Genomic DNA, 16655 nt, shown 5'->3' on the forward strand with positions numbered 1-16655 from the left:
AACCCGCTAGGCAGCACCGATGCGCAGCAGGTCGTGTAGATGGACGAGCCCGATCGGCCGCCTGCCTTCGACCACCATCAGGCTGGTGATAGCCGAGTCGTTGATTGTCTGCAGCGCCGTCGCAACAAGCGTGTCGGGCGAAGCCATTTTCGGCTCTCTGGTCATCACCTGATCGACGCTCATTGCCAGGAGATCGCTGCCGATATGGCGCCTGATGTCGCCATCGGTGATGATGCCGATCAGCTTGCCGTCCGCGGCAGTCACGGCCACGCAGCCAAACCCCTTGCGCGACAATTCGAGGATTGCCTCGCGCATGCCGGTACCTGACGACACCAGCGGCAGCCTGTCGCCGACATGCATGATCTCGCGGATCTGCGTCAGGTTGGCTCCGAGCTGGCCGCCGGGATGGAACGTGCGGAAATGGTCCGGGGTGAAGCCGCGTGCCTCGAGGAGCGCGATGGCCAGCGCATCGCCCATCACCATTTGCAATAGTGTCGAGGTCGTCGGCGCAAGCCCGTGCGGGCAGGCTTCCGGTGCTCGCGGCAGCAGAAGCACAACGTCGGCCGCGCGCGCCAGAGCCGATTTTTCACCCGCGGTGACCGCGACCAGCGGGATCGAGAAGCGCCTCGAATAGGCGATGATGCCCTTGAGCTCAAGGCTTTCGCCCGACCACGAAAGCGCGATTATGGCGTCGTTTCTGGCGATCATGCCAAGGTCGCCGTGATTGGCTTCGGCAGGGTGGACGAAGAAGGCCGGCGTGCCGGTCGAGGCGAGCGTTGCGGCGATCTTCGAGCCGATATGGCCGCTTTTGCCGACCCCGGTGACGATGACGCGGCCATCGATCTGCGACACCATGCCGACGGCTCGTGCGAACGGCTCGGCCAGCCCGTTTTCGAGAGCGTCTGCCAGTGCCGCGACGCCGGCCTGCTCCGTCGCCACGGTTCTCAGCGCCGAGGCAATCGCGGCCTGCCCGTCATGCCGCTTCCTGTCTGGGGATTTCACGTCCATGGACGATGCGATTAGCGCTTCGGCGCGCGCCTGTCCAACGGAATTGCCGTCCCGAACCTCCTGACGGGCCATGCCTCAACGCTCCGTTAACCATCCCCATTTACGGTTTCGTAAGTATGGCGCGCGTGCGCCGCGCAAGCAGTGGTGCCGATGTCCGGGTTTCAGCCTCAAAACAAAATGGGACGAAAGGGCAAGGCGGTCTGCGCTTTGCTGCTGGCAACCAGTGTCTTTGCGTTGTCGCGGCCGGCACTGCTTTGCGCCCAGGAAACCGAGCTGCGCGGCGAGGTTTCGGAATCGACAATCCTGGACGAACAGCAGTACAAGATCAGGCAATCGAGCATAGCCGGAACCCAAGCCGCGCAGGCTGCTGCAACCGCCAACGACAATACGCCGCTGCCTACCTATCGCCCGGCCAGCCAAGGGGCGTTGCCTGACGACGGCACGGGCGAGGCGGCCACAACCGGCGGCACTTTCGATCAACCAGCGGCCAGCGGCGACCCATTTCCCGACAACCCTGCTCCGCCACCCCGACGGCGGCCAAGCGCGACGCCACGCGCCGCCAATGCGGCCAACGCCGAAGACGAGACCGCTGACAGCCAGAAGCGCATGAGAGCCGCGACTGCAGCCGCGGCGGCGACCGATGACACCGATACCGCCGCTATAGACGAGCAGGATACGGTCAACCGCCGTGCCGTCACCATCGATTCCGCCGAGAGGCTCAGGCTCGACCCCGGCGCCGAGCGCACCGAAGCCATCGACGGCCAGAACAAAAAGAACGAGGACGACCCGTTCGCCGCCACCGGCATCAAGCTCGGCTCTTTCGTAATCCGGCCGACGCTCGAGCAAGGCCTGACGTCTTCGACAAACGCCGATTCGAGCAGCCTCGGCAAGCCGGCCTTGCTGTCGGAAACGACTCTGCGCTTCAACGCCGTCTCCGACTGGCGGGAGAATTCGGCGACGGTTGAGGGCTATGGCATCTTCCGCGAAACCTTGTCCGGCTATGACATTCACGAGGCGCAAGGCCGCGTCGACGGCACACTCAACATCGATCTCGACAATGATCTGCGCGCCATCGCCAAGCTGGGCTATGAGGCCGTGCCCGAATCGGCCTCGGCGCCGGACGCGGTCGTCGGCGCCGTTGGCCAGCCGGTGCGCCAGACCATGAACGGCAGTCTCGCCGTCGAGAAGGATGCCGGCAAGATGCGCTTCGCGCTGACCGGCGCGATCGAGCACGACATCTTTGGCGACGCCAAGCTTTCGTCGGGCGGATCGCTGTCGCAGAAGGGCCGCGACTCGACGCTCTACACGGCCATTTTGCGTACCGGTTACGAGATCTCGCCTGCCATCACCCCGTTCACCGAAATCGAGATCGGCCGGCGCGCTTATGATTTGCGCGTCGATCCAAACGGCTTCCAGCGCTCCTCGACCAGGCTTGGCGCACGGGCCGGCGTCGAGCTCGATCTCCGCGAGAAGCTTACCGGCGAGTTCTCGGTCGGCTGGCTGCGCGAAGCTATCGACGACGATGCCCTGCCGGCTATTTCGGGCGCGACGGTCAATGCCGATCTCAAATGGTCGCCGGAACGCGGCACCACGATCGGGCTCACCGCACAGACGACCGCCGAGAACACGACGAATGCGGGCGAAAGCGGCGACATGCTCTATTCCGGCAGCCTCACCGGCGAGCGGCAGATCCGCGCCAACCTGACCGGAAATGCCGCTCTCGGCCTCGAATGGCGCGACTATACCGGCTCCGACGATCATGATTTGACGCTGAGCGCCGAGGCTGGGCTGACGTGGTGGCTGAACCGCTACACCGGGCTCACCACCCGCGCCAGGACTGAAAAACTGACCAGCAACCTGATTGGGCGCGACTACACGGCCAACAGTATCTTCGTCGGCTTGAAGTTGCAGCGCTAAATGCATGTCGCGCAAAAGTGTGCAGCGGTTTTGCGATAACGACTTGCCTAAAACAAGAACCTAAAGCGCGTCGCATGAGGCCGGTCGAACGCGGCGCGCTTTAGCCGATCAGCGCGGCAACCGGTGTTGAAACTACAAGGCTATGCCGCGGCGTTCTGACGGCGCGAGTTCGTCGAGAAGCGTGCGAATGACACCGGCCATGCTGGCATTCATGTCTCTGCGCCACAGTGCGAAGGCAACGTTGGCCTCGACGAAGCCTTCGGGCGAGCCGCAGTCGAACGTCCGCCCGCGGTAGTGGTAGCCGTAGAAGGGCTGTTGCTTCTGCAGCTTCAGCATTGCATCGGTGAGCTGGATCTCGTTGCCGGCGCCTTTTTCCTGACCTTCGAGTATCTTGAATATCTCCGGCTGCAGGATATAGCGCCCGTTGATGTAGAGGTTCGACGGCTCCGTGCCGGTCTTCGGCTTTTCCACCATGCCGGTGATGCGGAAACCGTGATGCGCGTCCTCGCCGCGGCCGACAATGCCGTATTTGTGCGCCTCGGCCGGATCGCATTCCTGCACGGCGACGATGTTGTTGCCGGTCTCGGCGTAAAGCTCGACCATGTCCTTCATGCAGCTTTTTTCCGACTGCATGATCATGTCGGGCAATAGCAGCGCAAAGGGCTCGTCGCCGACGAGCTCGCGCGCGCACCAGACGGCGTGGCCAAGGCCGAGCGGTACCTGCTGGCGGGTGAAGCTGGTCTGCCCCGGCGCCGGTTGCAGCCGCTGCAGGCGGGCGAGCTGGTCGTCCTTGCCGCGCTGCGCAAGCGTGTCGTAGAGCTCGAACTGGACATCGAAGTGATCCTCGATGACCGCCTTGTTGCGGCCGGTCACGAAGATGAAATGCTCGATCCCGGCATCGCGCGCCTCATCGACCACATACTGGATGACCGGCCTGTCGACGACCGTCAGCATTTCCTTGGGAATGGCCTTGGTAGCAGGGAGAAAGCGCGTGCCGAGACCGGCAACCGGGAACACTGCCTTGCGAACTCTCTTCATGTGCCAATTATCCATTTGCATGCCTGTTCGGCAATCCCGATTCGAGACATTTTCATGCCGAAATCGAGGATTACTGAACGGCGGGTCATAAATCTCAGCTGGTAAAGCATTGACGCATCTTTTCACCCCGCACGGCACCTATGGTAAACCAAATGCTAACCGGGTTCGGCGATGAATAGTCTTCCTGAGATGAAGAAGGAGGAAAAGATGTCCGTTCGCAACGCCGCAAGGCGCTTCACCAGCGTCCTGACGGCCGCCAGCCTCTCGCTTGCTTTGCTCATGCCCAGCGGGCCGGCTTTTGCCAATGCCGGCTTCCGCCAATGGGTCGCCAGCTTCCGTGCTACCGCCGTGGCGAGCGGCGTTTCCGGCTCCGTCTACGACCAGGCATTCAAGGGCATCAACGATGCTGACCCGGTGGTACTGGAAAAGGCCCGTACTCAACCCGAATTCACCGCACCCGCCTGGGATTATTTCGACAACCGCGTCCATGACCAGTCGGTCGCCGTCGGCCAGCAGATGGCAAGGAAATGGAAGCCTTGGCTGGACAGGATCGAGGCAAGATACGGCGTCGACCGCTACATCCTGCTGGCCATCTGGTCTATGGAATCGAACTACGGCGAAACCCTCAAGCGCGATGATATCATGCGCAATGTCGTGCGCTCGCTGGCGACGCTTGGTTATGCCGATCCGAAGCGAGCGAAATTTGCCCGCACCCAGCTGATCGCGGCGCTGAAGATCCTGCAGACCGGCGACATCGACGAAAGCCATCTCAGCGGCTCATGGGCCGGCGCGATGGGCCATACCCAGTTCATCCCCACCAGCTACCAGTCCTATGCGGTCGATATGGACGGCAACGGCAAGCGCGACATCTGGAATTCGATTCCCGACGCACTGGCGACAGCCGCCAATTTGCTGAGGAAGAACGGCTGGCAGGCAGGCAAGACCTGGGGTTATGAGGTCAGCCTTCCGGACGGCAAGAAGCTGCCCGGAGGCTCGAAGTCGCTGTCGCAATGGCAGGCGCTGGGGGTCAGCCGTGCCAACGGCAAGCCGTTCAAGAACGGTGCGGACAAAGCGACGTTGAAGCTGCCCGGCGGCAGCGGCGGGCCGGCTTTCCTGATGATCAAGAATTTCTCGGTCATCAAGCGTTACAACAATGCCGACAAATATGCGCTCGCCGTGGGCCTTCTTGCCGACGAAATTGCCGGCTATGGCGGGCTTGTGCAGGACTGGAAGCGACCGTTTACCAAGCTCTCCTTCGAGGAAAGGCAGGAGCTTCAGAAGCGACTTTCCGAGCACGGCTATTACGACGGCAAGTTCGACGGCAAGATCGGTGACGGATCGAAAACCGCCATCATGGCCTTCCAAGCAAAGGCTGGCTTGACCCAGGACGGGTATCCGAGCAAGGAAGTGCTCAAATGGCTCAGGCAGAACTAGAGCCGGTTGCGGGATGGAGAGGGTGATTGGTTTCGGCTGCGCGCATCCGGTTAATCGTTCGTCGCGTGCCGATCCTCGTTCTGGCGATCGCCGTTCTGGCGGTCGGCGGCGCCAGTGCCTTTCATACCGCGGCCATGGCGCAGGAGCCGGAAAGTCGTGGCTGGTCGCTGCGCGACCTGTTGTTTCCGCGCAGAAGCGAGCGGTTTGAGCAGCCGCCGCCCGAATTCCAGAGAGAATTCCAGAGAACAAAGCCCAGGCCCAAGCTGAGAAAGCCCCGGTCAGTTAGCCGGCCGCCGCCGGCCGAGCCGACAACCCCAGTAGTCGAGAAGGCGCCGGATGCACGCGTCGTTCTGGTGGTCGGCGATTTCATGGCGTCTGGGCTGGCTGAGGGGCTCGACGCCGCCTTTGCCGAAAACACTGGCGTCAGGATCGTCGTCCGTGCCAACGGATCGTCCGGCTTCGTGCGTGACGATGTCTACAACTGGCCAGAACAGGTCAAGTCGCTGATCGCTGCCGAAAAACCGGCAGCCGTCGTCGTCATGCTCGGATCCAACGACCGGCAGCAGATGCGCGTCGGCGATGTACGCGAGCAGCCGCGATCCGAAAACTGGACCAAGGAATACGAGCGCCGGACCGATGCGTTCGGCAAGGCCATCGCCGCAACCAAGGTGCCGTATCTGTGGGTCGGCATGCCGGCCTTCCGGGTCTCGAAAATGACCTCCGACATGCTGGCCTTCAACGACATCTTCCGCTCGTCCGCCGAAAGCCACGGCGGCGAATTCGTCGACGTCTGGGACGGGTTCGTCGACGAGAACGGCGCCTTCATCACCAGCGGACCGGACATCAACGGCCAATCGGTGCGCCTGCGCTCCGACGACGGCATCAACATGTCGAAGGCCGGCAAGCGCAAGCTCGCCTTCTATACCGAAAAGCAGCTGATGAAGATCCTGGGGCTGGCCGCGCCAGGAAGCGTGGTGACGGCTTCTGCCCCGGCCGGCGCTCCCGTCGAGGCGCCGGCACCTGCCGCGGCACCGATAGCTGTCGATCGCACCGTGCCGATGCTGCTCAGCGATCCGGCGCTGGACGGCGGCTCGGAACTTCTCGGCGCCGCCCCGCCGGCAAAAGCTGACAAGAATTTGCCGGGCGAAAGGCTGATCGTCGAGGGCAAGGCGCCCGACGCCTCACCGGGCCGCGCCGACGATTTCTCCTGGCCGCCCAAGACACAGCCTGCGACGGCGGCCGCATCCGATACGACGACGGCGATCCGCCAGTAAACAGAACCTCTTCGGAACGGGCTCAGCGCGGCAGCACGCTCGATCCCATCAGCGCCTCGTCGATGGCGCGCGCCGCCTGGCGACCCTCGCGGATCGCCCAGACGACCAGCGACTGGCCGCGCCGCACGTCGCCCGCCGCATAGAGCCTTTCGACGCTGGTCCTGTAGTCCCGGTCATTGGCCTCGACATTCTTCGAACGGCGGCTGTCGGTGACGATCTTCATCTGCCCGTCGAGTTCCGAGATCGGCCCGCGAGCGGCTGGCCCGGCAAAGCCGATGGCGATGAACGCGAGATCGGCGCGGATGACGAATTCCGTGCCCGCGATCGGCTTGCGCTTTTCGTCGACCTCGCAGCATTTGACCCCGGTCAGCTGGCCGTCTTCGCCGATGAATTCAAGCGTCGCCACCTGGAATTCGCGCTCGGCGCCTTCGGCCTGCGACGATGACGTGCGCATCTTGGTCGCCCAGTAGGGCCAGACCGACAGCTTGTCCTCCTTTTCCGGCGGCTGCGGCCGGATGTCGAGCTGGGTGACGCGTACCGCGCCCTGGCGGAAGGCGGTGCCGACGCAGTCTGAGGCAGTGTCGCCGCCGCCGACGACGACGACGTGCTGGCCGCCGGCGACGATCGGGCGCGACGGCCATGCCACCGACTGGATCGGCTCGCCGCCGATACGCTTGTTCTGCTGCACCAGATACGGCATGGCGTCGTGCACGCCGTCGAGATCGTCGCCCGGGATGTTGGCCGGGCGCGGCGTTTCGGAGCCGCCGCAATAGAGCACGGCGTCATATTCGGCGAGCAGTTCGGCGACCGGCTTGTCGACGCCGACATTGACGCCGCAATGGAAGCTGACACCTTCGCCCTGCATCTGCTCGATGCGCCGGTCGATATAATGCTTCTCGATCTTGAAATCGGGGATGCCGTAGCGCATCAGCCCGCCCGGCCGGCTCTCGCGCTCATAGACGTGAACGTCATGGCCGGCGCGGCCGAGTTGCTGGGCAGCCGCCATGCCTGCCGGCCCCGAGCCGATGATCGCGACGCGCTTGCCGGTCTTCCGTTCCGGCGGATAGGGCCGGATATGGCCGGTTTCATAGGCTTTGTCGGCAATGGCCTGCTCGATGGTCTTGATGGCGACCGGAATATCCTCGAGGTTCAGCGTGCAGGCTTCCTCGCAAGGTGCGGGGCAGATGCGGCCGGTAAATTCCGGAAAATTGTTGGTCGAATGCAGGTTGCGGATCGCGTTTTCCCAGTCGCCATTGTAGACGAGGTCGTTCCAGTCCGGGATCTGGTTGTGGATCGGGCAGCCGGTCGGTCCATGGCAATAAGGAATGCCGCAATCCATGCATCGCGCGGCCTGTTTCTCGACCTCCTTGTCCGACATCGGCAGCGTGAACTCGCGGAAATGCCGGATGCGGTCGGAAGCCGGCTGGTACTTGTGCACCTGCCGGTCGATCTCGAGAAACCCTGTTACCTTGCCCATAGTCCAGTCCCTGCTGTCCGGAAGGCACGCCTGGCGACGCACCCGTTAACCTCATAAGGCAGCTGTGGCAACCTTCAGTCCGAGGTCAGGATTGTTGATGAAGATGGTTGCCGGGACGCATGGCCTCCCGGCAATTTCCAAATCTATTCCGCCGCCACGTTCATGCGCATCCGCTCCATCTCGATCAGCGCGCGGCGGTATTCGACCGGCATGATCTTCCGGAATTTCGGCCGGAAAGTCGCCCAGTCGTCGAGGATTTCGCGACCTCGTACCGAGCCGGTGTAGTGGACGTGGTTGGAGATCAGCTGGTAGAGCCGCTCCTCGTCATGGCTGGTCATATCGCCGGATACGTCGACACGGCCCTTATGGTCGAGATCGCCGCCATGGTGGAGCAGCTTTTCCATCAGGTCGTCCTCTTCCGGAACCGGCTCCAGCTCGACCATCGCCATGTTGCAGCGTTCGGCGAAATCACCCGCCTCGTCGAGCACATAGGCGACGCCGCCCGACATGCCGGCGGCGAAGTTGCGGCCGGTCTGGCCGATGACGACGACGATACCGCCAGTCATGTATTCGCAACCATGGTCGCCGACGCCTTCAACGACGGCGGCGACACCCGAATTGCGCACGGCAAAACGCTCGCCGGCAACGCCGCAGAAATAGGCCTCGCCCTCGGTTGCGCCGTAGAGCACGGTATTGCCGACAATAATGGATTCGGCAGCAACGATTTTCGTGTTCTCCGGCGGGCGGATGACAATGCGGCCACCCGACAGGCCCTTGCCGACATAGTCGTTGGCGGCGCCCACCAGTTCGAACGAGACACCGCGCGCCAGGAAGGCGCCAAAGGACTGGCCGGCCGTGCCGGTGAGCTTGACCGAGATCGTGTCCTCGCGCAGGCCCTTGTGCTTGAAGCGCTTTGCCACCTCGCCCGACAGCATGGCGCCGGTCGAACGGTCGACGTTGCGGATCGGCAGTTCGATACTGACCGGCTGCCTGGCTTCGAGCGCCGGCTTTGCGAGTTCGATCAGCTTGCGGTCGAGCACGTCGTCGATCGGATGCTTCTGCCGCTCGGTCCAGTGCACCGCCTCGTGCGGCGCATCGGGCTTGTAGAACATCTTGCTGAAGTCGAGCCCGCGTGCCTTCCAGTGCTGGATCAGCTCGCGCTTTTCCAGAAGGTCGGTGTCGCCGATGATCTGGTCGAGATGGGTGTAGCCCATCTCGGCAAGCAGCGCCCGCACCTCTTCCGCCACATAGAAGAAGAAGTTGATGACGTGCTCGGGCGTGCCCTTGAAGCGCTTGCGCAGCACCGGGTCCTGTGTCGCGACGCCGACGGGGCAGGTGTTGAGATGGCACTTGCGCATCATGATGCAGCCGGCCGCGATCAACGGCGCGGTCGAAAAGCCGAACTCGTCGGCGCCGAGCAGTGCGCCGATAATGACGTCACGCCCGGTGCGCAGGCCGCCATCGACCTGCAGCGCGACGCGCGACCTGAGGCCGTTGAGCACCAGCGTCTGGTGCGTCTCGGCAAGGCCCATCTCCCACGGGCTGCCGGCATGCTTGAGCGAGGTCAGCGGCGAGGCACCGGTGCCGCCGTCATAGCCTGATATGGTGATGTGGTCGGCACGCGCCTTGGCGACGCCGGCCGCAACCGTGCCGACGCCGACTTCCGAGACCAGCTTGACCGATACGTCGGCCGCCGGATTGACGTTCTTCAGGTCGTAGATGAGCTGCGCCAGATCCTCGATCGAATAGATGTCGTGATGCGGCGGCGGCGAGATCAGGCCGACGCCCGGCGTCGAGTGCCTGACCTTTGCTATGGTCGCATCGACCTTGTGACCCGGCAGCTGGCCGCCCTCGCCTGGCTTCGCCCCTTGCGCGACCTTGATCTGCATCATGTCGGAATTGACAAGATACTCCGCCGTGACGCCAAAGCGTCCCGAGGCGACCTGCTTGATCGCCGAGCGTTCGGGGTTCTTGCCGCCGCCCGGCAGTGGCAGATAGCGATCGGCCTCTTCGCCGCCCTCGCCGGTGTTCGACTTGCCGCCGATGGCGTTCATGGCGCGCGCCAGCGTCGTGTGCGCTTCCCTTGAGATCGAGCCGAAGGACATCGCCCCGGTCGAGAAGCGCTTGACGATATCGGCCGCCGGCATCACCTCGTCGAGCTTGACCTTCTTGCGCCCGGTCTCTTGCGCAAGCTTGATCTTGAACAGGCCGCGAATGGTCTGCGCCTGTGCCGTCTCGCTGTCGATCTGGGCGGAATAGTCCTTGAACGTCTCCCACGAGCCTTGGCGCACGGCGTGCTGCAAGGTCGCCACTGCGTCGGGCGACCAGATATGGGCCTCGCCGCGCATGCGGAACATGTATTCGCCGCCGACCTCGAGGCTGTTGCGCAGCACCGGGTCGTTGCCGAAGCCGTCGGTGTGGCGGCTGACCGTTTCGGCGGCGATCTCGTCCAGCCCGACGCCTTCGATCAGCGTCGCCGTGCCGGTGAAGTACTTCTGCACGAAATCCGACTTGAGCCCGATGGCGTCGAAGATCTGCGCGCCGCAATAGGACTGGTAGGTCGAGATGCCCATCTTGGACATCACCTTGAGGATGCCCTTGCCGATCGACTTGATGTAGCGGGAGACGACCTCGTAGGCATCGACCTCCGCTGGCAATTCGCCACGCTTGTGCATGTCGAGCAGCGTGTCGAAAGCGAGATAGGGATTGATCGCCTCGGCGCCGTAGCCGGCGAGACAGCAGAAATGATGCACCTCGCGCGGCTCGCCGGATTCCACGACGAGCCCAACCGAGGTGCGCAATCCCTTGCGGATCAAATGATGGTGCACGGCCGCCGTTGCCAGCAGCGCCGGAATGGCAATGCGATCCGGCCCGAGCTGACGGTCCGAAAGGATGATGATGTTGTAGCCGCCGGCGACCGCCGCCTCGGCGCGCTCGCACAGCCGGTCGATGGCGCCCTGCATGCCGGCCGCGCCTTCATTCGAACCGTAAGTGATGTCGATCGTCTTGGTGTCGAAACGGTCTTCGGTGTGGCCGACGGAGCGCAGCTTCTCCAGATCGCCGTTCGTCAGGATCGGTTGGCGCACTTCGAGCCGCTTGCGGCGCGAATTGCCGACAAGATCGAAGATGTTGGGCCGCGGCCCGATGAAGGACACCAGGCTCATCACCAGCTCCTCGCGGATCGGGTCGATCGGCGGATTGGTGACCTGTGCGAAGTTCTGCTTAAAATAGGTGTAGAGCAGCTTCGATCTGTCCGACATTGCCGAAATCGGCGTGTCGGTACCCATCGAGCCGACGGCTTCCTGGCCGGTGGTCGCCATCGGCGACATCAACAGCTTGGTGTCCTCCTGGGTGTAGCCAAACGCCTGCTGGCGGTCGAGCAGTGAGACATCCCTGCGCAGGGCGCGCGGCTCGACCGGGTTCAGATCCTCGAGGATGAGCTGTGTGTTGGCGAGCCAGCTCTTGTAGGGATGCCTGGTCGCGATCTCCGACTTGATCTCCTCGTCGGAAACGATGCGGCCCTTGTCCAGGTCGATCAGCAGCATGCGGCCGGGCTGCAGCCGCCACTTCTTGACGATCCTTTCCTCCGGCACCGGCAGCACGCCGGCTTCCGAAGCCATGATGACGCGGTCGTCATCGGTGACGATGTAGCGCGCCGGCCGCAGCCCGTTGCGGTCGAGCGTGGCACCGATCTGGCGGCCGTCGGTGAAGGCAACCGCCGCTGGCCCGTCCCACGGCTCCATCAGCGCTGCGTGATACTCGTAGAAGGCCTTGCGGTCCTGACCCATCAGCTTGTTGCCGGCCCAGGCTTCCGGGATCAGCATCATCATGGCGTGGGCGAGCGAATAGCCGCCCTGCGTCAGGAATTCGAGCGCGTTGTCGAAGCAGGCGGTGTCGGACTGCCCTTCATAGGAGATCGGCCACAGCTTCGAGATGTCGTTGCCGAACAGTTCGGAATCGACCGAAGCCTGCCGCGCCGCCATCCAGTTGACGTTGCCGCGCAGCGTGTTGATCTCGCCATTGTGGGCGACCATGCGGTAGGGATGCGCCAGCTTCCACGACGGGAACGTGTTGGTCGAGAAGCGCTGGTGGACAAGGATCAGCGCCGTCTCGAAACGCGGGTCGGTGAGGTCCTTGTAGTAGGCGCCGACCTGATAGGCCAGGAACATGCCCTTGTAGACGATGGTCCGCGACGACATCGAGACGACATAGAAGCCGTTATCGACGCCTTTGGTCTCCTCATGGATGCGACCGGAGATGACCTTGCGCAGGATGTAGAGCCGCCGCTCGTAATCGTCGTCGTTCTCGATCTCGGCGCCGCGGCCCAGGAACACCTGCCGGTGCACCGGCTCGGAAGCGGCGATGTCGGGCGCCTTCGACAGCGATGAATTGTCGACTGGCACGTCGCGAAAGCCGAGCAGCGGCTGGCCCTCGAGCTGCGCCACCTCGGCGATGATGCCTTCGATATGCGCCTGCAGCTCCGGGTCGCGCGGCATGAACACGTGGCCGACGGCGTAGTGGCCGGGCTTCGGCAGTTCGACCCCTTGCTTGGCCATCTCCTCGCGGAAGAAGCGGTCCGGCAGCTGCACCAGCACGCCGGCGCCGTCACCCATCAGCGGATCGGCGCCGACCGCGCCGCGATGCGTCAGGTTTTCGAGCACGGCAAGGCCGTCCTCGACGATCTGGTGCGACTTCACGCCCTTCATGTTGACGATGAAGCCGACGCCGCAGGCATCATGCTCGTTGCGCGGATCATAGAGGCCGTGCGCAGCATAGCCGGTGCTGGTTCGCCGAATATTGGTCAGGGACGGATTTTTGACGGCTGCCGCTGTCGTCTGCGCGGCCTTCGTCGCAGATGGCGTCATGTCCGTCATCGTCCTGTCCTCCGTTCCGTCCCCTTCGGGCGCTGGTTTCCGTCGGGAAGCGCGTGGCTCCCCTTTCAATCTGCGGCACGTCTTGCGAAATTCTTGCCGACCGTGCGGCTTTCCGCATGGTTCGCATATGGTATTCGTACAGGCCGGAGCCAGACTGTCTAGCTGTCGCTCGCGGCAATGGCCGCAGAGGCGCAATCATATGCCAATGCGGCCAGTTTTGTGCGACAAAATAAGACAGCACTACTGTCCTAAATTTTTATGACAGAAATTTTGGATGCACACAAGACCGATTCACAAATTTCTTGAAGCTTTCGCGACAGAAAATTGCGCGGAACGCCGTGTCAGCGTAACCTTCCGTCGCTGCATCTACGCTCATGCGTTTCACTGGCTTTAGCGGATTTTCGGTATCTGCCCCTTGCGACCGGCATGCGAAAGCGGCCAAGCTCGCACCGATTTCCCCAGCATAGGCAGACGCATGATTTTCGCTTCCGACAATTGGGCAGGCGCCCATCCCCGTATCGCTGCCGGCCTGTCGGCCCATGCCGACGGCTTCTCCACCGCCTATGGCGACGGTGCCCTCGACAAGACCGTTTACCAGCGCTTCAATGAGATCTTCGAATGCGAAGTCGCGGTGTTTTTCGTCGCCACCGGCACCGCAGCCAATTCGCTGTCGCTGACTACCTATAACAAGCCAGGCGGCATTTCCTTCTGCCATCGCGAATCGCACATCATCGAGGACGAATGCGGTGCACCGGAATATTTCACCGGCGGTTCGCGGCTTTGTACAGTCGAAGGCGCACTCGGCAGGATCGATGCCGGCAATCTGGAACGGGCGGTGGACCGTTTCGCACCCGAAAACGTCCATTCCGGGCGGCCGGTTGCCGTTTCGATCACCCAGTCGACCGAAGTCGGCACCGTCTACACACTGAACGAAATCGCCAGGATTTCGGCGATCGCAAAGCAGCATGGACTGCCGCTGCACATGGATGGGGCCCGCTTTGCCAATGCGCTCGTCGCGCTGGAAACGACGCCGGCCGAAATGACCTGGAAGCATGGCGTTGACATCCTCTCCTTCGGCGGCACCAAGAATGGCTGTTGGTGCGCCGAGGCGATCGTGCTGTTCGACCTCGAGCGAGCCAAGGAATTGGCCTTTTTGCGTAAGCGCGCGGCCCAGCTGTTCTCGAAATCGCGCTTCATCGCCGCGCAATTCGATGCTTATTTCAGGGGTGGGCTGTGGCTCGACACAGCACGGCACGCCAATGCGATGGCGGCACGGCTTGCCGCGGCGATAGAAGATTCCCCTTCGGCCCGGCTGGCCTGGCTGCCGCAGGCGAACGAGGTCTTCGCAGTCATGAAAAAGGCCGAGGCCGAAAGAATGCAAGCGGCAGGGGCGGCCTTCCACGACTGGCACAGGCCGCTCGGCTACGACGGCTACATTGGCGAAGACGAAGCGCTCTATCGGTTTGTCACCAGCTTCGCGACCACGCCCGACGAGGTCGACCGTTTCGGCTACCTGCTCGCCGGATAGCAAGCCTTGCCCACCAGCAAAAAGAGCGGCGCATTGCTGCACCGCCCTTTCTTCCCGGGGAGTTGGCGTCCCGGAGTTTAGCTGCCTGGCTTAGGCGGCAGTCTTGGCCTCGATCTGCTTGGCCTTGGCCGGAGCCGAGGTGATCGCGATCTTGCGCGGCTTCAGCTCTTCGGGGATGTTGCGCTTGAGGTCGACGAAGAGCAGGCCGTTCTTCAGCGCGGCGCCGACAACCTCGACGTGATCGGCAAGCTGGAAGCGGCGCTCGAAGGCTCGGCTGGCGATACCGCGATAGAGCAGTTCGGAGCCTTCGCCATTGCCTTCCTCCTTGCGCTCACCCTTGACGGTCAGCACATTGCGGTGAGCTTCGATCGAAATCTCATCTTCCGAGAAGCCGGCCACAGCCATCGAGATGCGATAGGCATCCTCGCCCGTGCGCTCGATGTTGTAAGGCGGATACGTCTGGCCTTCCGGCTGCGCAAGCGAATCGAGCATGGTGAACAACCGGTCAAAACCGACGGTCGAACGGTAGAGCGGGGAAAAATCAACGTGACGCATGGTGTGTTCTCCTGTTGAGCAACAAGGTTGCGTATGGCCGGTGCGAAACCCGTGACGGCGTTCCGGATGGGCCAGCGGCCCCGACATTGGCGACCGCATGACAAATTTGGGAAGCCGGCGACGGCATTTCAAGATTTTCCCGCGTCCGAACGGGACCGGTCCCCGGCCCACGTCCCGATGCCGATGAACGGCAGATGAACCGTGGCTTCGGCGAGCGTTCAGCCAGGCGGCATTAAAACTGTTCTCGAGATAACGAACAGGTCGCGAAAAAGGCGACACGACGAGGCCGAACCGGGTGTAACGTCCCTTCCTCCCGGTCGACAGAGGCCGGAAGCACGCCAAGGCTGCTTCCGGCCTTACTTGTTCGCTGCCTGGCGGTCGACCTCCCCGGCGTCCCAAATTCCTTTGCTTTTGGCGCATGGGCGTTTATGCCTGACTTGCGCCCACGCCGGCACCGACACCAACCAAAAACCGCATGACCGATCTTCCCCACCAGCCCCCTCTCTTCCAGGAAACTCCGGGCAATCCGCTGCCGGAAAACGCGGCCGGCGGCTTCTTCACCACGCGCGACGGCAAGAAGATCCGCTATGGGCTGTTTGCCGCGGTTGCCCGCCCGATGAAGGGCACCGTCGTCGTCCTGACCGGCCGCAACGAGTGCATCGAGAAGTATTTCGAGACCATTCGCAACCTTGCCGACCGGGGCTTTGGCGTGGCAACCCTCGACTGGCGCGGACAGGGCGCTTCCGACCGGCTGATCGGCGACCGACAGCGCGGCTTCGTCCGGAGCTTCTTCGACTACACCGGCGATCTGGAGCAGTTCTTCGAGGAGATCGTGCTGCCCGATTGCCGAGGACCCTACTACATACTGGCCCACTCGGCCGGCGCGGTGATTGCGCTGCTCGCCGCGCCCTCGATGGCGAACCGCGTGCGCCGCATGGTGCTGATCGCACCGTTCTTCACCGTGCCGGACCTGCCGGTTTCGGTAAAAACCGTCCGCCGCCTCTGTTCGCTGTTCTGCCTTCTCGGCCTTGGCCGGCTCTATGCCGCATGGGGGCCGCGGCCCAAGGAATCGGTGCCCTTCGCCATAAACAAGCTGACCAGCGACCCGGAACGCTATCGGCGCAACACGCTGATCTACGAAACCTATCCGCAGCTGGCGCTCGGCGGACCGACGATCCGCTGGCTGAAGGCGGCCACCGAGGCATCCTTGATCGTCAGCGACCCGGATTTCATGGCCAAGATCCAGGTGCCCTTGCTGATGATCGCCGCCGGCGCCGACCAGGTCGTCTCGACCAGGGCAGTCGAAGCCTATGCGAGGCGTCTGCGCGTCGGCTCGCTAGTGATGATCGACGGCGCCCGCCATGAGATCCTCCAGGAAGCCGACCTCTATCGCGAGCAGTTGCTTGCGGCATTCGATGCCTTCATCCCCGGAACCGGCGACGCTGTTTGACCGCTTTGCCGGCGCCCGCCAACAAAGCCCGCACGGGTCGCTTGTCCGGCGCAGCCCCTTATTCCCGTTAAGGCATCGAGCGCTAGGTTGCTGCCAAAGA

10 protein-coding genes are annotated in these 16655 nt (G+C 63.1%); 5 read left to right on the forward strand and 5 right to left on the reverse strand.

All coding sequences use genetic code 11. The annotated features are described in order from the left end of the window. Nucleotides 1–6: 6 nt before the first annotated feature. Entirely contained in the window at nt 7–1008 is a 1002-nt protein-coding gene (locus tag NKJ81_RS01095) for a KpsF/GutQ family sugar-phosphate isomerase (protein WP_352539488.1), read from the reverse strand. Between the two features lie 177 nt (nt 1009–1185). Here NKJ81_RS01095 and NKJ81_RS01100 point away from each other — a divergent pair, with 177 nt between their 5' ends. Further along, nucleotides 1186–2925 (forward strand): outer membrane beta-barrel protein, encoded by a 1740-nt coding sequence (locus NKJ81_RS01100; RefSeq protein ID WP_502904265.1) that lies wholly within the window; start codon nt 1186–1188, stop codon nt 2923–2925. 132 nt (nt 2926–3057) lie between these two features. Here NKJ81_RS01100 and galU read toward each other — a convergent pair whose 3' ends face one another. Beyond that, a complete protein-coding gene (gene galU, locus NKJ81_RS01105) occupies nt 3058–3963 on the reverse strand; it encodes a UTP--glucose-1-phosphate uridylyltransferase GalU (protein ID WP_352469528.1) in 906 nt (301 codons plus the stop codon). 207 nt (nt 3964–4170) lie between these two features. On the opposite strand from galU, the gene NKJ81_RS01110 reads away from it, so the two are divergent. Next, nucleotides 4171–5397: a lytic murein transglycosylase gene (locus tag NKJ81_RS01110; RefSeq protein WP_352539360.1), complete on the forward strand. Its 1227-nt coding sequence runs from the start codon at nt 4171–4173 to the stop codon at nt 5395–5397. Between the two features lie 26 nt (nt 5398–5423). Beyond that, nucleotides 5424–6671, forward strand: coding sequence for an SGNH/GDSL hydrolase family protein (locus tag NKJ81_RS01115; protein ID WP_352539361.1), 1248 nt, complete (start codon nt 5424–5426; stop codon nt 6669–6671). A gap of 22 nt (nt 6672–6693) precedes the next feature. Here the strand turns inward: NKJ81_RS01115 and NKJ81_RS01120 are convergent, their stop codons facing one another. Both NKJ81_RS01120 and gltB read right to left on the reverse strand, forming a co-directional pair. After that, nucleotides 6694–8148 (reverse strand): glutamate synthase subunit beta, encoded by a 1455-nt coding sequence (locus NKJ81_RS01120; protein WP_352469525.1) that lies wholly within the window; start codon nt 8146–8148, stop codon nt 6694–6696. Nucleotides 8149–8291: 143 nt separating this feature from the next. Further along, nucleotides 8292–13022: a glutamate synthase large subunit gene (gene gltB / locus NKJ81_RS01125; protein ID WP_352469523.1), complete on the reverse strand. Its 4731-nt coding sequence runs from the start codon at nt 13020–13022 to the stop codon at nt 8292–8294. A 475-nt stretch (nt 13023–13497) separates the two neighbouring features. Between gltB and NKJ81_RS01130 the strand changes: the two genes are divergently transcribed. Continuing rightward, on the forward strand, nt 13498–14550 hold the full coding sequence (locus NKJ81_RS01130; protein ID WP_352501928.1) for a threonine aldolase family protein: 1053 nt from the start codon (nt 13498–13500) through the stop codon (nt 14548–14550). A gap of 90 nt (nt 14551–14640) precedes the next feature. Here NKJ81_RS01130 and NKJ81_RS01135 read toward each other — a convergent pair whose 3' ends face one another. Beyond that, nucleotides 14641–15105 (reverse strand): Hsp20 family protein, encoded by a 465-nt coding sequence (locus tag NKJ81_RS01135; protein ID WP_023675381.1) that lies wholly within the window; start codon nt 15103–15105, stop codon nt 14641–14643. A gap of 475 nt (nt 15106–15580) precedes the next feature. Between NKJ81_RS01135 and NKJ81_RS01140 the strand changes: the two genes are divergently transcribed. After that, nucleotides 15581–16555 carry an alpha/beta fold hydrolase gene (locus NKJ81_RS01140; protein ID WP_352539362.1) on the forward strand — a complete coding sequence of 325 codons (975 nt, stop codon included), beginning with the start codon at nt 15581–15583 and terminating at the stop codon, nt 16553–16555. The last annotated feature ends 100 nt before the right edge of the window (nt 16556–16655 follow it).

The organism is Mesorhizobium sp. M0018 (assembly GCF_040323955.1).
GTDB lineage: Bacteria > Pseudomonadota > Alphaproteobacteria > Rhizobiales > Rhizobiaceae > Mesorhizobium.